The sequence below is a fragment of the Rummeliibacillus sp. SL167 genome (genome assembly GCF_007896505.1).
Lineage (GTDB): Bacteria > Bacillota > Bacilli > Bacillales_A > Planococcaceae > Rummeliibacillus > Rummeliibacillus suwonensis.
Genome location: NZ_VCBM01000004.1, coordinates 143,027 through 162,164 on the forward strand (window position 1 = coordinate 143,027; position 19,138 = coordinate 162,164).

The following is a 19,138-nucleotide window of genomic DNA, read 5'->3' on the forward strand; positions in this document are numbered from 1 at the left end:
ATAATAATTTTAAAATGGCGTATGTTATGCTTTTTTACGTAAACTAGCTAAAAAAGAATCGCCGAACTTCTCTTTAATCTCGGCGTCGGACATATCGCTTAATTTGTACGTTGTTACTTTACTACCCACCGCGCAAGTTGCTTCGCGTTCTATCTGCTGTTTCCTAATAGCACGCTCACGACTTCGTCTATTAGGCTTAGTTGTGCGCTCCTGTACGCTAATTCCAAACACTCGCTCATGATCTTTATATTGCTTGTCCATGTGCTGTAATGTACGTGATTTATACGCAAGGACTGGCAAATAAGTACCGTTAGCGTATAGCTTTGACGTGCGCTTGAACTCTTTTCGAGCGTTCTTTTCAGCTTCGGCACATTCCGGACAGCAGTATTTTTGCTTGCCGTTTGCCGGTCTAAATCCCGTTATACAAAAGCGATGCGCGCACTCTTGATACTTAGCAAAGATATGCGGAGCCTTAATGTGCTCTAGCGTTAGCATTGAATATCCGCCAGGCTTAACTCTAGCGTATTCATATTCTAGTTGGCGCCATTCTTCTGCCGAGCGTTCTTGTATCTCGAGCATTTCCGCTTTGCGTTCGATGTTTAGCGCTACACTATCGAGCATTGAGCCAAAATATTCGAGCTGCTTACGATTAATACGATCCGCGTCAACTTTTGAGTCTAGTGCTTTGTAAATCTCGCTTTCTATTTCTTCCGCTAGTTCTTCAAAGTCTGTCATTCCCGCAAGTGTATATTGGTGTTTTAATTGCTTGATACGCTCATAATCACACTTGACTACTACATGCTTTTTCTTTTTTAATTTCTCGGCTACATTCGTTTTCAATCTCAATCTCCCCTTGCAGTTTATTAAGGTACGTGTCGCTCGCTGTCATAAACGCCCTCGCGTCCTTTGTTTGTGTGCTTGCTATAAAAAGCGAGTCAATAATACTTAGCTCGCGTTCTATTGATTTTATTAAAGCTGCATAGTAGCGTTTTAAGTTGGTGCGCTTGCTAATCATTTTTAAGATGTCGCTATATGCTTTATGTGCGTCACCTAGCTCAATTTGCGTCTTAACAACGTTTAGCTCTCTCGTTGCCTGTAAATAGTTTAAAACCATCATTCTTGCGCCTTGTAGCGCCTTCCCTACTGCCATCTCCTCGCCCCCTTTATTCTCACTATTAACGAGGATTTTTACCCTTTAAACCGTTGTATTACTGACTTTATGCGCTTTTAACGAATGAAGTTTTTTCTTTAGTGATGCTGTATAATTGCATTGCCTCTATTACTCTAGGATTCTTTAATTCTTTAGCGAAAGTATTACGGTGAATATCTAGCGCCTTTTGAATCGACGCCCCTTTTACCTTAGAGCCTTCCGGCATTTCCGCAAAGTATTTAATAATGGCGTCTGCTTTCGTTTCTTTCCCCGTTAAGCGTTGTACCGGGACAAACTCTGATACTTTAGCGCCAGGATAAGAGCCGATTAAGTGTTCTAGCATAGTGCCGGATTTATTAAATACGTATATATCGACGTTCTGCTCTTTACGACTTGCGCGAAGGCGATTAGTTTCTTGCACCATGTTCACCGCCATATCAATATCGCGATATTCGTTGACTATTTCCTCTTTAAATACGATGCCATGCGCTTTGTTTGATTCATATTCTCCGCTAATCTCAATACCTAAGCGATCGCCTGCGACTGCTTGCGTTGTAGATGAATAGTAAGCGGAGCCTTTGAATAAGTTGCCGACGTAAACGGCTGTATCTGCGGCAGTATAAGCATTAGAGCCTCGACCACCGTCGAAATGCTTCATTATTACGTTTTCACCTTCTAGCAACTTAGCGAGCGTATCTTTATGCGTTTTATATGTTACGACTAGCGTTGGCGCCTTCTTCTTGCGTGCAATCTCCTTAATCATATCCGCTATGCTTTGCAATTCTTCCGGCTTATTGGTTAATGAAGCGCGGGATAGATTGTAGGCGTCGCATACGTGGAAAGTAACGTTTTCGTATGTCGGCATTTCTTCCGGCATTGATAAATAAAAGTCATTCGTTACATAGTCGGGATCCTTTGAGCCGGTCCCATCTAAAATGAACGTATTAAACAGCGTATATTGATAGTGGACTATTTGCGTTGTTGAAACAGTGCCGATTGTATTCTTTAAATCGTACATACCGCCAAATGATACAATACGCTCAAAAGCTCTTAATAGCGCCATTTGTTCGTGTCCGTGTACCATTGCATAGTCACGCTCCATAACACGCGGAACTCGATAGCCGGGCTTAATTGCCGGAAACTTACGAGCTGGCATTTCTTCGCCACTTTCGAGAATAGTGCGGATTTCATTAACGAGCTCTAGCGTTTTAACATAATACGGCGCAAGTTTACCATTACGAGCTCGACTAGCCTCTTGTACATCCGCTAAGAACGTATTTAAGTCGCGAGTCGTTAATGCGTGATTGATAACTAGCGATGGCTTTTCGTCGATTAAGAGTAGGCGACGCGGAAGGCTATGCCTTAACGCGTTAGTAAAATCCATAAAGTTTCTTAGCTTATTTTTAAGCGTTTGTAACTCAAATTGCTTCGTCGTCATGACTACTACGTTATAGTAAACAAAATTGTTAAACTGCTCGGCGTATTCTTCGCGAGTCATAGTCTCTCTATCGAAACCTCTGATTGCGTAAGCATATTTACCGTTTACTACGTCGCCATTTATTTCTTTAACTAGTGCGTTTACATCTTCTATGCGTTCCTTGACGACGAGAGCGGAAAAATGATTGTGTTCCCGGCGACACATATTACGAAGAAATACGCCTAACATTGTAGACTTACCGAAGGCAGGCGGGGCAGCGATAATGACCGGCTTATCAATTGTTTGCGTTTGTTGCCATGTGTAGAATGTATTAGTGACATATTCCGTTTCAGATTCTGTAGGCTCGGCGCCATTGCTCTTTAGTTTGCATTTCCACTCGACTGCCATTTCGCGAGCCATTTTACGTTTATCAGTGTCAATATTTCCGCTAAGTTGTAAAGGCTTGCGTGTCTCTCTTTGTAATTCAGCTAATGTATTCGTCAATTTCAATCTCCCCATTCTCATAGTTCCGACGTTGAGCCGGATTAGTATATTGTTTTATTTCTTACAGGTATTTAATTCAGCGTTGAATATATATATAAGAAGCGTCCTAGCGGTAAGTAATAATATTCCCGCCTGTCTATTAACGCTAATCGTGTGAGAGCTTGCTCGAACACAATGGACGCTCTTGCACTTTGTCCATTCAAGTAAACCGCTCATAACGCCTAACTTTAAAAGACTAGCATTCGAGCAAAGACCGCTCTCATGCAGATGTTTTATATTACCGCTTAAAAAGTGCACATAAATGCTACTAGATATATTTAGTAACAAGTGTGTGCATTTTCAACTAATCCGGCACCAAATGATAAGCTCGTGCCTTTCTTTCTAGTGCATCTTTCTCAGCTGCCTTAACGTCAAATAGCGCCCTAGCCTGTCGCTCCACTGGCTCACTAATATCGCAATAATTCCCTTCAATTTGCGCCACATATGAACGACTAACGCCGAGTAACTGCGCTAGTGACTTCTGAGATAATCCATAGTAATTTCGAATGTGTTTTAAGTTCAATTACTTCGCTCCCCTTTTAACTTTTTGTTAGTAATGTGATAAATAAAAAGAATGGCGATGATCGCCTTCTAATTTATAGGACAGACATTTCAGCGTTTTTATAAGTACCCGCTAGATAGTCGTATCTCCTCGCTATATATAATACAAAGCACGCTAATTATTGCGGTAGGTGTGCTATTTCCCTTTTATAGGTGAGCAGAAACGCATTTGTAAGGTTAATCTGAGAGCAATTTCTTTTGTTCACACTAAAGGATACAATTTTGCCAATTTTATCACCGTCCTATAATGTATAGATACAAAACGGCGTAAATTGGTGTAGTTAAACGTTAAATAACCGGCATTGACACGTTTATGCTTTCTCACTTACTAGTCTACGTTTTACGCCATTTTGGCGGTCATTCCCGCGTATAGGTGCATTTAAAGGCAATTCCGCGCCTACCTCTTATAAACGCTAACCAACGCCTTTAAGCTGTAAATTCCGCGTCGATAATGTCTCCCGCCTGCACATCCTTAAATTCCGCAGCAAACTCCTTCAACGCTTTAATACTGTCGCGATACTCTTGCTGAGTTATGACATCTAGCTGCCCGATTGTTCCGCTATAATGCTTCATAAAGCTGTAACGCTTAATCATGTCGCGAATAGTTTTATTTAGTGCGATGACTGACGTTGTTAGATCGTCTTTATTTGTTGCTCGGACTCTATCAGATTCAGGCTTAATCGGCCCATAAGCGTCTTGATATTCGTCTAGTTGTCTTTGAATACAATCCGCTCTCTCCTCTGACTGCGCCAATGATTTCTTTAATTGCTCTAGCTCTCGCGTTGTCATATCATCGACTTTCTTCGTTTCTCCGCTCGGTAGCACGTGAGGCTTCTCGATAACCTCGCTAATGTCGTCAACTTCGCTAGCAATTTGCGATAACGTCAGCAACTTTGTAAAAGAGAAATGCGTCAGCTCCGTCGCTTTTGTTCCAAGTTCATCGAAAACCTGTATAAATCGTTGTGCCTGGCGTGGCTTTATATCAATAGTGTTGAGCCACTTCGTCCATTCACCATGCGCCAAGTCGTTCTCCTTAACGTGTTTCAAGCGCCTGCCGATTTCAAAAATAGCTTCTCCGGCTTGTTGTTGGTATGCGTTGATCTCGGATTCAATTGTTTTTAAATCTAGCGTCAAATTCGCCATCGCGTTCACCCTTTCGATTATTTTCGTAACTTTTTCCACTCATTACTTCTTATACATTCCGCGCAGAAAAATGGGCATATTTTTATAAACTTTTTTAACCTCCTACTCACTAGTACGAAGTAAATTTCGGTTTAACACACTTTTTCGCAAAAAAATAAAAAAGCAACCGCAGCAATACGGTCGCTCAATCGTTATTCTTCTTTTCTCTTTAAATCTTCTAATTCTTTAAGGAGTTTTTTGTACTCGCGCAAATCAACGTAAGAATCACCGTTAAACCAATGAACCTCTACACCATTTACACTTTTCTCACAGCCAATCCATTTATTTTCCATAATTTCGCCTCCTAAATAGTAAAAGAGGGTTAGCCGCTAAGCCTCCGCTCTTTACTTTTAATCTCGTCAATTTAATGCTTTCAGCGTATTTCTGCTTACTCACCATGAATTATAGGCTCATCCGTTTGCCGACGTCTGAATTACGTTCGATTGTTACGCCAATAACGATCAATTAGATACCTCCAAATGTATCGACTACCTACTTTGCGCTGCAACGCACGACTGGCGTTATGTTGCCATCCGTTTCGCGCTTTAGGATCCGCCTAATAGCGCACGTTATTTTAGATAATAGACTATAGGTTTATTTTCCGCCGCCACTAGTAGAATGCGCCTAAACATCCGCAAAGATTAATTCTTATGCTGCAAATAGCGGTTTAGTATTTGATACGTCAATCTTTAAGCATCCTAAGCGTGATTTGCGTGATACTCCCGGGCAAAGTTCCGCGAATTGTTCCGGAGTTACGTTGATTACTTCGCCGGTTTCGATGTTGTAAATGTTATACCAGCCTACGATTGTTTTTACATATTTGATTTGCATAATTATTGCCCCCTATAATAGTGTGATTAATGCTATTAAAACCATTGCTGTAATTCCGCCGTAGAACCATAAAGCGTCATGAAGTGAAATATGTTCTTCACAGAAAAAGTAATAGTTAATTCTTTTCATATATCCCCCTATTGACTACAGAACGTGACACCTTTACAAAAAAAATATGGTGTACTATTGTTCCGATTTATTTATATACTAACTATAACACCGTCACGAATCGTAGTCAACTACAAAACGTGACAATTTCAAAAAAACTTTATATAATTGTTCTAGCAGAAAGGCGGTGCACATATGCACGTACGTAGTGACTTAAAGGCAATAGTTGATAAAAAAGGATGGACTATTCGTGAGTGCGCAAGGAATTGTAATTTACAACCGGAAACCGTGCGTCGATTGTATAACGATACAACTATGCAATACCAACGTGAGTCTCTCGCTAAACTCTGCGAAGGCTTAGACGTTGGAATATGCGACATATTGAAACTTGAAAAAGACTAGCGGTGATCGTTGGTCTTTTTTAGATTGCAGTATATGCCCCAAAATCACGAATAGCTTTATAAATGATATTTCTGCTAATTCCGCCCGTGTGCGCTCTAGCTGGCGTTCTTTTATTTCAGCATTCTTTCGCGCTGATTCCGCCAATGATTCGGCTTGCTTTCGCTTTTCCTCTGATAGCTGAGCTTGCGTTTCTAGCTCCTGTATGCGTTGCCTATACGCTTTTAAAGTATCAATCTTACCGTCAAGTACTTCCGCCTTAGCTTGCGACTTAGCTATCGTTGATTCTGCGGAAGGTTTCGCTATTTCATATGCTAACCCTTTCGGTAACTCCTCAAATGTTTCTATAGCACTCTTGGAGTTCAATCGTTGAACTTCGGCGAAGTAGTAAATATAGTTATATACGCTTGTCTTCGTAAATCCCATGCTACGGTACCACTTCTCAAAAACACCGTCGTATCTACTTCCCGCAAGTTTATCCTGAGCCTCTTTCAATTCTCTCCCTAGCTCAGATTGAGCCTTTCCGACAATCTCGCGCATATTCGATTCTTTCTATGTATTTTAGCTCTTTTATCTCTTGCTTTTTCTTTTGAACTTTGGCATTAAGCTGATTGCTAAGCTTAGGCTCACGGTGCAAAGTTCGCTTGCCTTGTCTAGCGGAATCAAAAAATATGAATCTACTAAACAAAGACAAGCGACTTCATTAAGCGTCATGTAAGTTGAGTTATCCGTATGCCCCTATTAGTCGCGACTCTTTCGAATCCAATCGCCTACAACGCCTGTTCATTCCCTTGGCGGTTACACGCGTCTTTATACGCCGATCATGGCAATATAAAGTTAATAGCTATCCGTCTTATGCGGAACTCACTAAACACGCTTATATGGCGATTGCAGCACGTACCGTAATACGTAATGCCTCCCACTCCTGACCGATTGTGTGCGTCAGCCACATTCAGCTACTAAGCGCAATAGGGAGCGCTCGTATTGTAGCCTACGCTTAATTATTGCGACGGCTAAGCGATAACCTTCCAGGGTTATATTAACGACGAATTGGCTGGCGAATCCTCGTCGAACTAATCACTAAAATAGGCGTACTTAAATAAGCCTTTTACTTGTCATTTTTTGAAAAAGGCGATAAAATAGCATTAAATACACTTGTGCTTGTTAGGCGGTAGTGTTAGTTATATTCAGTTAGAAGTCGGTAGGTGTTAGCGCACTTACCGGCTTTTTATTTACAAATAATCACGCAAACTATTCGCAACTTCCTCTTTATTTAAATCGAGATACTGAGTCGTAGTTGATAAATCTTGATGTCCGAGCGCTTTACTAATTAGAGCTACGCTGGCGCCTTTATTGAGCAAATTTTTAGCAAATGCTCTACGTATGGCATGTGCGTTGATATTCTTTAACCCGTAAAGCTTTGCGTATTTCGATAATTGCTTAGATATAGCGTTTGAAGATGAGTCACTGCGATTTATACCGAGACCATTCTGAGTAATAAAAACATAGTCATGGCGTTTTTTATACTTCCTACGTATCTTTGCATTTTGCAGAATAAGCGTTTGTAACATTTCCGCTAATTGCTCGTCTATAGGTAGTTTTAAATAATCGTGATTCTTTAGGACTGCGCCTTCTAAGTTAAGCATTTTATTATCAAAGTCGATATGACGCTCCCTCAACTCGCCAAGTGTTCTAATGCGGATACCCGTCTTATACATAAGTAAAATTGCAACTGTATCGCGAAATCCAATAAACGTGCTACGATCAATTAACTTTAGTAAAACCTCTATATCGCTTTCTTTCGCTGCCGGCTTTACTTGCTTGTCTATTTTTATTTGAATATTCTTCCAAAACTTATACTCAACCCAGCGATTATCGAAGAACCTACTTAAAACAGCTTTAATCGTTTTCAAACGCAATAGCTTAGTAGTCTTAGCGACATTTATATCGTTCAAATAATCATAAATACTATCCGCGTTAATTTCCTCGACATAAATTAAGCCTGTGTGCTCAACGAAATCATTGAATACATACGAATAACTTTCGATGGTTCGCGGTCTACTTCCGGTTATCTCCATTTGACGAAAGATGATATTTAGCGCCTTCTCAATCGTTAAAGAATCACGCCTATCCTCATTTGAATTTAGCGCGACATCAGCAAAACGTTGATCTACAGCAAATACGCCATGACGCCGATTATTTTTAGCCAAAACAAAAAACCTCCCAATCCGTTAAGATTAGAAGGTCGATTGTATAGCTTTATCGCTTGCGTATAGAAAACGTATAAAGCTCCGAGTATTTAATTACCGTTAATATACCGTGCAAATGACGGTATTTTTAATATGGAGACGGCGGGAATCGAACCCGCGTCCAGAAACTCTGACACTTCAGCTACTACGCGTGTAGTTTGTCTATTTGCAATTCGTGCAGCATTATGCCGACAAACAGGCGTCCTGTGCACTAACCTTGGAGTCTCCTGCTATAGACTAAGGTGGCATCTATAACCGTATCCCACTGAAGTTGAGCCTCGTTCCCGCTACATGGGCGATAGAGAGAGGAGGCAGCTAGCAGACTAGGCTGCGAAAGCTAAATTGTTGTTTTGTTTGCCAGTTATTATATAACTTCCGTTGGTGACGAAGCCGAGACCTCCGACGCGCAACTCAAGCTCAGACCATCCCTGTCGAATCCGTAACGTCCCCTTAATATCGAATTTTTATCCGCGGCGTACTACTTCGTCAGCTTCACTCGTTCACATCCTCACGTACTTTAGTACGCTCCGGTGTTCTCTCATTTGCTTCCTCGTATTACTTGCGTCTAAAAATTCTCCTGTGAGGAGTTCGTAAAGATGTATCTCGCTCAGCAAGGACGGATTTTTATATACGGGATCGTATACACACAAATCCATTAAGGTGCTGATTGCTCAGCGTTTCGGATCAGTATGATTGGCATACTGTGAACTGGCTTAATTGCTATAGCTAAAGTATATGACAAATGGAGTCATTCTTCAAGTGGTATATATTAGTATTGATTTTTTGCTTTGACAGCACGTGCCATTTCGCGTTTGGCTTCTTTTTTCTTTATATCCGCACGTTTGTCGTAGTTTTTCTTACCTTTTCCTAGACCAATCAATAGTTTTGCGTAACCATCTTTTATGTACATTTTAAGCGGTACAATTGTATAACCATCGCGTTTGACATCTATGTTCAATTGCATAATCTGCTTTTTATGTAGCAATAATTTTCGGGCGCGAAGTGGGTCGTGGTTGAAGATGTTTCCTTGTTCATACGTACTGATGTGCATATTGGAGATCCACGCTTCTCCGTTACGGATCAATATAAAAGAATCTTTTAATTGAACTTTTCCTTTACGAACAGATTTGATTTCTGTACCACTTAAAACGATCCCTGCTTCGATGGTTTCTTCGATATAGTAATCGAATCCTGCTCTTTTATTTTGTGCTAAAACTTTGCCTGTCCCTTTTGGCATATCGATTCACCTCTTCACAATAGGGTCGAGAAGAGTGAAAGACTCTTCTCTTATCTTTTCTTTCTGCGGCGTTTTTGTTGTTTCTTAGCGATTCCTTCATAGAACGCTTTTTTACCTTTTCCATTTTTGCCAGCAGTCTTTCTTTCCTGTTTACGTGTTCTACCGTTTACTTTTGGTCCACTTGGTTTATATTTACGTTTCTTACTGTTTTTGTCCTTTTCCCCTCTATCATGATTACCACTTCTAGATTTTGCACGAATAACCACTGGTGCTTGACGGCGAGTACGAGGTTGGGCTTTTGGCATCCCAACAATTTCAAAATCAATGGAGGATTCCTCAATATTCACTTCTAGTACACGAATTTCTACCTCTTCTCCAATGTGGAAGATGCGTCCTGTTTTTTCGCCAATCATCACCATTTGACGGTCATCAAAGTTATAATAATCATCCGTCATATTGCTGATATGCACTAAGCCTTCGATTGTATTTTCTAACTCGATAAACATCCCAAAATTCGTAATGGAACTAATGATACCTGTGAATGTTTCACCAATTTTATCAGCCATATATTGAGCTTTTTTCAACGAATCGGTATCTCGTTCCGCATCTACTGCACGGCGTTCACGATTGGAGGTATGCTCAGCGATTTCATCCATGCGAGCGCCCCAATAGCTAATGGTCTTGGCACTTTGATCACCATTGATCAAATACGTACGGATCAATCGATGAACGATTAAATCGGGATAACGTCTGATGGGAGAAGTAAAATGTGTATAAAAATCGGTTGATAATCCAAAGTGTCCTAAACATTCTGGGCTGTATTTTGCTTGCTGCATTGATCGCAGCATCATGGTCGAAATCACAGGATACTCCGGTTCATCTTTCACAGAATCTAAAATTTCCTGTAAGGCCCTTGGTTCAACTGTTTTTCCTGTACCCCGAACAACTAATCCAAAATTCGTGATAAACTCAAAGAACCGCTGTAACTTTTCTGGTTTTGGTTCTTCATGTATACGATAGATGAACGGTAGGTCCATGCGAAAGACATGTTCTGCAACTGTTTCGTTCGCAACTAGCATAAATTCTTCTATGATACGTTCCGCTACAGTTCTATTACGCAGAGCTATATCAGTCGGCCAGCCATTTTCGTCGACGATCACATAGGATTCTTTAAAATCAAAGTCAACAGCACCGCGTTTCATACGGCGATTATTAAGAATTTTGGCTAATTCTTTCATATCTTCAAACATAGGCACAAGCTGTGCATAGCGTTCTTTTAATGCTGCATCGTCTTCTTCTAAAATTTTATAGACATCTGTATAGGTCATACGTTCTGTTGTGCGAATAACACTTTGGAAAATCTCATGATGAATAACTTGTCCACTTCCATTGATAACCATTTCACAAGAAAGTGTTAAGCGATCAACTTGCGGGTTCAAAGAACAGATTCCATTGGAAAGGCGATGTGGAATCATCGGTATAACACGATCCGTCAAATATACACTTGTTCCACGATCATACGCTTCTCGATCTAAGGCAGAACCATCTGTTACATAATAGCTCACATCCGCAATATGCACGCCTAACTTATAAGTGCCATCCTCATTTTTGGTGACCGTCACAGCATCATCCAAGTCTTTAGCTGATTCTCCATCAATGGTCACAATTGTTTGATCCCGTAGATCTCTGCGGCCCTCTCGATCTTTCTCAGAAACTTCATCTGACACTGCACCTGCAGCATCTAATACTTCTTGTGGAAAGTCAACCGTTATATCATGCTTATGAATAATCGATAGAATATCTACACCTGGATCGTTTTTATGACCTAATATTTTCGTTACGATCCCAGTTGCAGAACGGTGAGTACCTGGCCATTCCGTGATTTCTGCTACTACCTTATGGCCATCCATGGCGCCTAATGTATTTTCTTTGGCAATAAATAGATCCATTGATAATTTCTTATCATCTGGTACAACAAATCCAAAGCCTTTATTTGATTGGAAAGTACCTACGACTTTAGTGGTTCCACGTTCAATGATCTTGATAACAGCACCTTCACGTCTTTCTCCAGAAGATGTATTGGATACGCGGATAAGCACTCGATCCCCATTGACAGCACCATTGATTTCTGTTGGAGGAATAAAAACATCATCCATGCCTTCCTCATCAGGCGCTACAAATCCAAAGCCTTTACTGTGACCGATAAAACGCCCTTGTAAATAATTCATACGTTCGGGTAAACCATATCGATTTGTACGCGTACGGACAACATCACCTTGTTGTTCAAGCTTTACGAGCGTTTTTACAAGTTGCTTGAACTCTTCCGCATCCTGAAAACCGAATTGTTCTTCAAGCTCTGCAACTGTTAAGGGCTTATATGCTTCTTTTCTCATAAATTTCAATAATCTTGCTTCTAGTGTCGACCCTTCTAAATCCATCATTCTTCCCTCCTTCTATTAGCATTTGCAATCAGTGCTTTTTTACTCATGCCAATCAAGTGATTCTAAAAAAGCGTATATATCTTCATGCAATTTTTTTCGTTCTTTGTCCAATGTAATCACATGACCAGATTCTTCATACCATTTAATATATTTTTCATGTGACTCTGCTTGTTCATAGATATACTCAGCAGATTTTATATCAATAACGGTATCTTTTCTTCCTTGTACAACAAAGAGTGGCGCATATATTTCATCCACATGTTCTCTTACTTCATATACGAACTCTCGTAATTCAGTTAATGATGGCATTCCCATTTTTTTGATATATGCCAAAATCGCCTCAGACTCTTCCTTGCTTTTGCCAAATTGCTGATTAAACCGTTCTGCATATTGAATGACACCTTCAAACATTAAATCGGTTGATCGCATCGACATCGGTGCACACATTGTTATAATTCCCTTAATTGGATAAGAATAACCTAATTTTAATGAAAAAACACCACCAAGTGATAATCCAGCAACGGCAATCTCTTTATATCCAGCATTTTGCAATTTTTGATAGCCATCAAGTACACTTTGCCACCATTGCTGTGGAGTTGTATGTATGAGTTCTTCCGGTGGCACACCATGTCCTTTATAATGTGGGGCTAGCGATGTATACCCTTTTTTCTCTAAAAACCGTCCAAGCATACGTACATCCGCTGAATTTCCAGTAAATCCATGTAACAGTAAAACAGCTCTAGGCCCAGCCTCGAAGAAAAATGGTTCTGGTAAAATAGGGTTCATGATGTTGCCTCCTACTTAATAATTGAATAGCTTAACAGGCATGTTCCGCTCTCAATCAATCCCTTGTTAAAAAGTTAGACGCTTTCAAGTTGTATTAAACCTTTGGAGATCCTATTAATGCAGGTTCAACAGGTGTCATAAAGCACCATTAGCTAACTTTTTGAAATGAACGCCTTCATATCTAATATTATAAAGCAAAATATAGAAAACGCCTAACCAACAGTGGTCAGGCGGCTTTTAGTGTGCATTAGATTTTTGCGATTGCTATAGCTAGTACAAAGAATAAAATCGATAATACTACAGTAATACGATGTAATATTAAATCTACTCCTCGAGCTTTCGTTTTTCCAAAAAGTTGTTCAGCTCCTCCAGAGATGGCTCCTGAAAGACCAGCACTCTTACTAGATTGCAACAATACCACGATAATCAATGCTATAGCCACGATAAGAAGTAAAGCCATAATCGCTGCATGCATAATGTTCCACCTCCTGATTCGAAACATCACAATAGTCTTATCTTACCAAAAACTGTACGTAATAACAATGAAGTTATACATTTAATCCGTTTTCAAGCCATGAAAGTGAAAATAGTTTTCTTTGTCCTCACTATGTATTCGTTAAGCTTGAATCAATCGGGCTTTAATAGGTAACCAATCTCATACTCATCTCTGCTTGTTACTTGCATCTTAAAAGAAAATGTCATTGAAAAAATCATCAATTCCTCTGCGATAAAAATCCGTTTTTTCAATCATGAAAGAAAAGATAGATTTTTATCAATCGCCAGAAACCTTGGGAGCAACACGATGTTGGTCATGAACCTGTTGCCGCATGGACGCGATGCTCTTAGGCTTTAAACTTCTATTCCCCCAAGCATTTATACCTGCTGAATCAAGATAAAAATGGCGATATTATTGAATTTCAGTAGCTTCACATCTTCATGTAATAGGTGCTTACCACCTGTATATATAAGATCAATTACACACTTTTCTATTATTTTATCATTTCTTATGTATTTTGACGATAAAAAAGTCTAATCAACACAATTAATCGGTCATTCCACTCTTTTCTCTGGCTGCTGATAAGGTGAAACTTCATCAGTTGGGTTTTCTTCTTCCCCACTGAACTAGAGGAACGGAAGCGAAAAACGCCACTTCCTGTGGCAACACCTGAGTGACCAACATCTTGTTGGCCCGAACCAATCGGACTTTTACGGGCAGTTGGATCCCCACCTGCCTTTCTCATTTTTCTCTGTATCTTGAGATGAGGGTCTTACTGCCCATTAAAGCAGGATAAGGATAAAAAAAAACGCTATTTCCCTTACAAATTATAAGGAAAATAGCGTTTTATGATACGTACTATAGTTGAAATAACACTACCTGAAAATCACTTTTCTTTCATATTCATTAGCGTATTAGCGATGAATATTATAGAAAGATTGAATACCATTAAATTGAGCTGTATCAGACAATTGATCTTCGATGCGTAGTAATTGGTTGTATTTTGCAACACGGTCTGTACGAGATGGTGCGCCTGTTTTGATTTGTCCAGCATTTGTAGCAACTGCGATATCTGCAATTGTTGTATCTTCTGATTCACCAGAACGGTGAGAGATGATCGCTGTATAACCTGCACGTTTGGCCATTTCGATAGCATCTAAAGTTTCTGTTAAAGTACCGATTTGGTTTACTTTCACTAGGATTGCATTACCAACACCTTCTTCGATACCGCGAGATAATTTTTTCGTATTTGTCACGAATAAATCATCACCTACTAGTTGTACACGGTTGCCAATGCGTTCAGTAAGTACTTTGTGACCTTTCCAATCGTTTTCATCTAGACCATCTTCAATAGAGATGATTGGATATTTAGCAGTAAGTTCTTCGTACCAAGCAACCATTTCTTCAGAAGTTTTAGCAACGCCTTCACCATCTAAGTGATACTTACCATCTTCATCTGAATATAGTTCGGATGATGCGACATCCATAGCGAGCATAACTTCTTCGCCTGGTTTATAACCGGCACGTTCAATAGCCTTCACAATTGTAGACAATGCTTCTTCATTAGAAGTTAAGTTTGGTGCAAAACCGCCTTCATCTCCTACTGCTGTGTTATGGCCTGATTCTTTAAGAACCGCTTTTAAAGAGTGGAAGATTTCAGCACCCATACGAAGTGCATGACGGAAAGACTCAGCACCAACAGGCATAATCATAAATTCTTGGATATCAACGTTATTATCAGCGTGTTCGCCACCATTTAAGATGTTCATCATTGGAACTGGGAGTTGTTTTGCGTTGATCCCACCAATATATTGGTAAAGTGGTACTTCAAGATAATCAGCACCTGCACGAGCCACCGCTAAAGAAACACCTAGAATAGCATTTGCACCTAATTTACCTTTGTTTTCTGTACCATCTAATTTAATCATCATTTCATCGATTGATACTTGATCAAGAGTTGAATAGTTTCCAATTAGTTCTGGAGCAATGACGTTATTGACATTATCAACTGCTTTTAAAACACCTTTTCCAAGGTAGCGAGCTTTGTCGCCATCGCGCAATTCTACTGCTTCATATTCCCCAGTAGATGCACCAGATGGTACGATGGCACGTCCAAATGCGCCGGATTCTGTATATACTTCTACTTCTACTGTTGGATTACCGCGTGAGTCTAATACTTCACGAGCTTGTACATCTGTAATAATTGGCATTGTTTAACTCTCCTCAGTTTAAAATAATGGTTTTCCTGTCATTTCAAGTGGTTGTTCCACTCCTAATAATTTTAACATGGTAGGAGCCAAATCGGCTAAAATCCCTCCATTTCTCACCACAATATTTTCTTTTGTGATGATAACAGGGACTGGGTTTGTTGTATGAGCTGTCATCGGTTGACCATCTAGTGTGACCACTTCATCTGAATTCCCATGATCGGCTGTAATAATCGCTGCTCCCCCTTTTGCAAGGAGCGCATCCACTACTTTTCCAAGACATTCATCTACTGCTTCAATCGCTTTAATAGTAGGTTCTAACATACCACTGTGGCCCACCATATCAGGATTTGCAAAGTTTAAGATAATGCCATCAAAGCGATCTGCTGCAATTGCTTCAAGAAGTGCATCTGTCACTTCATATGCACTCATTTCCGGTTTTAAATCATACGTTGCAACTTTTGGAGAATTGATCAAAATACGTTCTTCTCCTGGGAAAGTTTTTTCACGTCCACCACTCATGAAGAATGTCACATGAGGGTATTTTTCTGTTTCTGCAATACGTAGTTGACGAAGATTATTTTTGGATAAAACTTCACCGATTGTATTTTTCAAGTCTTCGTCTTCAAAAGCAATTTCACTGATGACTTTATCGCTATATTTTTTAAATGCGATAAACTTCAAATTTTGCGGATGGTTTTCACTTAATGTAAAGCCATCAAATGCAGGATTCGTAAAAGCTGTTGACAATTCGATGGCACGGTCTGGACGGAAGTTGAAGAAAATCACCGCGTCATTTGATTGAATCGTTGCAACTGGTTTACCATCTTTTTTAATAACAAATGGTACAACAAATTCATCTGTTACATTATTTGCATAAGATGCTTCAACACCTTCTACGGCAGAAGATGCCTCAATGCCTTGTCCATCTACTAATACTTTATAAACTTTTTCTTCACGATCCCAACGATTATCGCGATCCATTGCGTAGTAGCGACCACTGATAGAAGCGAATTGTCCTACACCGATCTCAGCCATTTGTTTTTCTGTTTCTTCAATATAGCCTATGGCTGTTTTTGGTCCTACATCACGGCCATCCAAGAATCCATGAACATAGACTTCTTCTAGCCCTTGATCTTTTGCTAATTTCAATAAGGCAAATAAGTGTGCGTAGTGACTATGCACGCCACCGTCAGATAAAAGACCCATAATGTGCAGCTTTGAATGATTTTGTTTGACATGTTGAACAGCATCTAACAAAGCTTTGTTTTGAAAGAAATCGCCATCTTTGATCGCTTTATAAATTCTGGTCAAGCTTTGATAAACAACTCGACCGGCACCGATGTTTAAGTGTCCTACTTCTGAATTGCCCATTTGTCCACCTGGAAGACCGACTGCTTCTCCTGATGCTGTTAATGTGTTATGAGGAAAAGTGTTCCAAAGACGATCCAAATTTGTTTTTTTTGCTTGCGCTACTGCATTCCCAAATACTTCATCGCGTAAGCCTAACCCATCTAAAATGATCAATGCTACTGGTTTATTTGGCATTTACCCCAGCCTCCAATAATTTTAAGTATGAATCTGGTTTTAAACTTGCTCCACCAACTAGAGCACCATCAATATGCTCCTTCAATAATAATTCTACTACGTTTTCTGGTTTCACACTACCACCATATTGGATGCGAATCAATTCTGCAGCAACATCGCCAGCTATTTTTTCTACTGTATGACGAATTTCTTTACATACTTCGTTTGCGTCATGAGCAGTTGCCGTCTTACCTGTACCGATTGCCCAAATCGGTTCATAGGCAATCACAGTCTGAGCAATTTGTTCGGTTGATAATCCTTTTAAAGCCGCTCCTACTTGAGAAGAAACTTTGACGACTGTATTGCTTGCTTCACGTTCTTCTAATGTTTCGCCAACGCAGACAATAGGAATTAAGTTATGAGCAAAAGCTGCATGTACTTTTTTATTGACTTTTTCATCTGTTTCATTGTCATATTGACGGCGTTCTGAGTGACCTAATATAACGTACTGAACATCGATATCTTCTAATTGTGATGGGCTTATTTCACCTGTAAATGCCCCTTCGTTTTCATAGTGCATTGTCTGAGCACCGATTGCCAAGTTTGACCCCTCAGCTTCTTTGACAAGAGAGGGTAAAAATAATGCTGGTGCGCAAATAACGGAATCTACACGATTTGCAGCTGGTATAGATGATTTTACCGCTTGTACAAAGTCAACTGCTTCAGATAATGTTTTGTACATTTTCCAGTTACCCGCAATAATTGGTTTACGCATTGTGAAAACCTCCATCTAAAAATTATTTATCATTTAGTGCGATAACTCCAGGCAATTCTTTACCTTCCATAAACTCAAGAGAAGCGCCGCCACCTGTTGAAATGTGATCCATTTTATCTGCTACTTGGAATTTCTCAACTGCCGCAGCTGAATCACCGCCACCAATAATCGTGTAGCCCTTCGTTTCTGCCATTGCTTCTGCAACACCTTTTGTACCATTTGCAAATGCATCCAATTCAAATACACCCATTGGTCCATTCCAAATGATCAATTTTGAATTTTTGATGACCTCTGCATATTCTGCAACTGTTTTGGGTCCGATATCCAATCCCATCCAATCACTTGGAATTTGATCGATATCGACAGCTTTTGTTTCTGCATCATCGGAGAATTTATTCGCTACAATAGCATCTACAGGCATATGTAGTTTTACACCTTTTTCAATAGCTTTTTGGATACACGATTTGGCTAATTCGATTTTATCTTCTTCTAATAATGATTTACCAATATCATAGCCTTGTGCTTTTGTAAATGTATAAGACAAACCGCCACCAATGATTAAATGATCCACTTTGTCTAATAAGTTTTCAATTACAGTTATTTTGTCTTTTACTTTGGCACCGCCGATAATTGCGGTGAATGGTCGTTGCGGATTTGATAGCGCTTTCCCTAAAACTTCGATTTCTTTTTCCATTAAAAATCCTGAAACCGCTGGTAAATATTTTGCAACACCAGCTGTCGTTGCATGTGCGCGGTGAGCAGTACCGAATGCATCATTAATATAAAAATCAGCTAAAGCGGCAAAGCTTTTAGCAAGTGCTGGATCGTTCTTTTCCTCACCTTTATGGAAACGAACATTTTCTAATAAAACGATATCGCCATCCTTCATCTTACTTACAGCTTGTTCTACGGTTTTACCAACAGACTCATCTAGTTTATGGACGGGTTTTCCAATAAGCTCAGCAAGACGTTTTCCCACTGCTGTTAATCGCAGTTCCTCTTTCACCTCGCCTTTTGGACGTCCAAGGTGACTAGCTAAAATCACTTTTGCCCCTTTTTCAACTAAGTAAGAGATCGTAGGAAGTGCTGCTAAAATTCGAGTGTCGTCCGTGATTTTACCATCTTCCATAGGGACATTAAAATCTACACGTACAAAAACGCGTTTTCCTGTCACATCGATATCTTTCATCGTCATTTTTTGATACATCATCGTGCCTCCCAATTGTTCA

19 protein-coding genes and 1 other RNA gene are annotated in these 19,138 nt (G+C 39.9%); 1 reads left to right on the plus strand and 19 read right to left on the minus strand.

Features of this window, described 5'->3' with window-relative positions:
- Positions 1-24: 24 nt before the first annotated feature.
- The 7 genes from FEZ13_RS16085 to FEZ13_RS16110 form a co-directional block, all read right to left on the minus strand.
- Positions 25-840, minus strand: coding sequence for a hypothetical protein (locus FEZ13_RS16085; RefSeq protein ID WP_146553535.1), 816 nt, complete (start codon positions 838-840; stop codon positions 25-27).
- Positions 782-1,150: a hypothetical protein gene (locus tag FEZ13_RS16090; protein ID WP_146553536.1), complete on the minus strand. Its 369-nt coding sequence runs from the start codon at positions 1,148-1,150 to the stop codon at positions 782-784. Before FEZ13_RS16090 ends, FEZ13_RS16085 begins: the two co-directional genes overlap by 59 nt.
- A gap of 67 nt (positions 1,151-1,217) precedes the next feature.
- Positions 1,218-3,071: a hypothetical protein gene (locus FEZ13_RS16095; protein ID WP_146553537.1), complete on the minus strand. Its 1,854-nt coding sequence runs from the start codon at positions 3,069-3,071 to the stop codon at positions 1,218-1,220.
- Between the two features lie 343 nt (positions 3,072-3,414).
- Positions 3,415-3,633 (minus strand): helix-turn-helix domain-containing protein, encoded by a 219-nt coding sequence (locus FEZ13_RS16100; RefSeq protein ID WP_146553538.1) that lies wholly within the window; start codon positions 3,631-3,633, stop codon positions 3,415-3,417.
- A gap of 464 nt (positions 3,634-4,097) precedes the next feature.
- The gene (locus FEZ13_RS16105; protein ID WP_146553539.1) at positions 4,098-4,853 is read right to left on the minus strand and encodes a DUF3102 domain-containing protein; all 756 of its coding nucleotides are present in this window, start codon (positions 4,851-4,853) and stop codon (positions 4,098-4,100) included.
- Between the two features lie 152 nt (positions 4,854-5,005).
- Positions 5,006-5,146, minus strand: coding sequence for a hypothetical protein (locus tag FEZ13_RS19705; RefSeq protein ID WP_186725956.1), 141 nt, complete (start codon positions 5,144-5,146; stop codon positions 5,006-5,008).
- Between the two features lie 355 nt (positions 5,147-5,501).
- The gene (locus FEZ13_RS16110) at positions 5,502-5,684 is read right to left on the minus strand and encodes a hypothetical protein (RefSeq protein WP_146553540.1); all 183 of its coding nucleotides are present in this window, start codon (positions 5,682-5,684) and stop codon (positions 5,502-5,504) included.
- Positions 5,685-5,987: 303 nt separating this feature from the next.
- On the opposite strand from FEZ13_RS16110, the gene FEZ13_RS16115 reads away from it, so the two are divergent.
- Positions 5,988-6,194 (plus strand): helix-turn-helix domain-containing protein, encoded by a 207-nt coding sequence (locus tag FEZ13_RS16115; protein ID WP_146553541.1) that lies wholly within the window; start codon positions 5,988-5,990, stop codon positions 6,192-6,194.
- On the opposite strand, the gene FEZ13_RS16120 is transcribed toward FEZ13_RS16115, so the two are convergent.
- From FEZ13_RS16120 to FEZ13_RS16175, 12 genes are all read right to left on the minus strand, one after another.
- On the minus strand, positions 6,150-6,731 hold the full coding sequence (locus FEZ13_RS16120) for a hypothetical protein (protein WP_146553542.1): 582 nt from the start codon (positions 6,729-6,731) through the stop codon (positions 6,150-6,152). The two genes, FEZ13_RS16115 and FEZ13_RS16120, sit on opposite strands and share 45 nt — an antisense overlap.
- A gap of 692 nt (positions 6,732-7,423) precedes the next feature.
- Positions 7,424-8,401 (minus strand): tyrosine-type recombinase/integrase, encoded by a 978-nt coding sequence (locus FEZ13_RS16125; RefSeq protein ID WP_146553543.1) that lies wholly within the window; start codon positions 8,399-8,401, stop codon positions 7,424-7,426.
- Between the two features lie 130 nt (positions 8,402-8,531).
- Positions 8,532-8,890: a transfer-messenger RNA gene (gene ssrA, locus FEZ13_RS16130) on the minus strand.
- A 319-nt stretch (positions 8,891-9,209) separates the two neighbouring features.
- On the minus strand, positions 9,210-9,677 hold the full coding sequence (gene smpB / locus FEZ13_RS16135; RefSeq protein WP_146547589.1) for an SsrA-binding protein SmpB: 468 nt from the start codon (positions 9,675-9,677) through the stop codon (positions 9,210-9,212).
- Positions 9,678-9,727: 50 nt separating this feature from the next.
- On the minus strand, positions 9,728-12,115 hold the full coding sequence (rnr, locus tag FEZ13_RS16140) for a ribonuclease R (protein ID WP_146553544.1): 2,388 nt from the start codon (positions 12,113-12,115) through the stop codon (positions 9,728-9,730).
- 42 nt (positions 12,116-12,157) lie between these two features.
- Positions 12,158-12,904: an alpha/beta hydrolase gene (locus FEZ13_RS16145; protein WP_146553545.1), complete on the minus strand. Its 747-nt coding sequence runs from the start codon at positions 12,902-12,904 to the stop codon at positions 12,158-12,160.
- 247 nt (positions 12,905-13,151) lie between these two features.
- Entirely contained in the window at positions 13,152-13,379 is a 228-nt protein-coding gene (gene secG, locus FEZ13_RS16150; protein ID WP_146547586.1) for a preprotein translocase subunit SecG, read from the minus strand.
- Between the two features lie 529 nt (positions 13,380-13,908).
- A complete protein-coding gene (locus tag FEZ13_RS16155; protein WP_146553546.1) occupies positions 13,909-14,145 on the minus strand; it encodes a hypothetical protein in 237 nt (78 codons plus the stop codon).
- A 169-nt stretch (positions 14,146-14,314) separates the two neighbouring features.
- The gene (gene eno, locus FEZ13_RS16160) at positions 14,315-15,610 is read right to left on the minus strand and encodes a phosphopyruvate hydratase (RefSeq protein WP_146547584.1); all 1,296 of its coding nucleotides are present in this window, start codon (positions 15,608-15,610) and stop codon (positions 14,315-14,317) included.
- Positions 15,611-15,628: 18 nt separating this feature from the next.
- Positions 15,629-17,155 carry a 2,3-bisphosphoglycerate-independent phosphoglycerate mutase gene (gene gpmI, locus FEZ13_RS16165; protein WP_146553547.1) on the minus strand — a complete coding sequence of 509 codons (1,527 nt, stop codon included), beginning with the start codon at positions 17,153-17,155 and terminating at the stop codon, positions 15,629-15,631.
- Positions 17,145-17,909 (minus strand): triose-phosphate isomerase, encoded by a 765-nt coding sequence (tpiA, locus tag FEZ13_RS16170; protein ID WP_146553548.1) that lies wholly within the window; start codon positions 17,907-17,909, stop codon positions 17,145-17,147. The genes gpmI and tpiA overlap by 11 nt, the downstream gene beginning before the upstream one ends.
- A 22-nt stretch (positions 17,910-17,931) precedes the next feature.
- Positions 17,932-19,116: a phosphoglycerate kinase gene (locus FEZ13_RS16175; RefSeq protein WP_146553549.1), complete on the minus strand. Its 1,185-nt coding sequence runs from the start codon at positions 19,114-19,116 to the stop codon at positions 17,932-17,934.
- Between the last annotated feature and the right edge of the window lie 22 nt (positions 19,117-19,138).

Coding starts and splice junctions, on each gene's coding strand:
- FEZ13_RS16090 (WP_146553536.1), bottom strand. CDS start 1,150: ATGGCAGTAGGGAAGGCGCTACAAGGCGCAAGAATGATGGTTTTAAAC.
- FEZ13_RS19705 (WP_186725956.1), bottom strand. CDS start 5,146: ATGGAAAATAAATGGATTGGCTGTGAGAAAAGTGTAAATGGTGTAGAG.
- FEZ13_RS16110 (WP_146553540.1), bottom strand. CDS start 5,684: ATGCAAATCAAATATGTAAAAACAATCGTAGGCTGGTATAACATTTAC.
- FEZ13_RS16115 (WP_146553541.1), top strand. CDS start 5,988: ATGCACGTACGTAGTGACTTAAAGGCAATAGTTGATAAAAAAGGATGG.
- FEZ13_RS16120 (WP_146553542.1), bottom strand. CDS start 6,731: ATGCGCGAGATTGTCGGAAAGGCTCAATCTGAGCTAGGGAGAGAATTG.
- smpB (WP_146547589.1), bottom strand. CDS start 9,677: ATGCCAAAAGGGACAGGCAAAGTTTTAGCACAAAATAAAAGAGCAGGA.
- rnr (WP_146553544.1), bottom strand. CDS start 12,115: ATGGATTTAGAAGGGTCGACACTAGAAGCAAGATTATTGAAATTTATG.
- FEZ13_RS16145 (WP_146553545.1), bottom strand. CDS start 12,904: ATGAACCCTATTTTACCAGAACCATTTTTCTTCGAGGCTGGGCCTAGA.
- secG (WP_146547586.1), bottom strand. CDS start 13,379: ATGCATGCAGCGATTATGGCTTTACTTCTTATCGTGGCTATAGCATTG.
- FEZ13_RS16155 (WP_146553546.1), bottom strand. CDS start 14,145: ATGAGAAAGGCAGGTGGGGATCCAACTGCCCGTAAAAGTCCGATTGGT.
- eno (WP_146547584.1), bottom strand. CDS start 15,610: ATGCCAATTATTACAGATGTACAAGCTCGTGAAGTATTAGACTCACGC.
- gpmI (WP_146553547.1), bottom strand. CDS start 17,155: ATGCCAAATAAACCAGTAGCATTGATCATTTTAGATGGGTTAGGCTTA.
- tpiA (WP_146553548.1), bottom strand. CDS start 17,909: ATGCGTAAACCAATTATTGCGGGTAACTGGAAAATGTACAAAACATTA.
- FEZ13_RS16175 (WP_146553549.1), bottom strand. CDS start 19,116: ATGTATCAAAAAATGACGATGAAAGATATCGATGTGACAGGAAAACGC.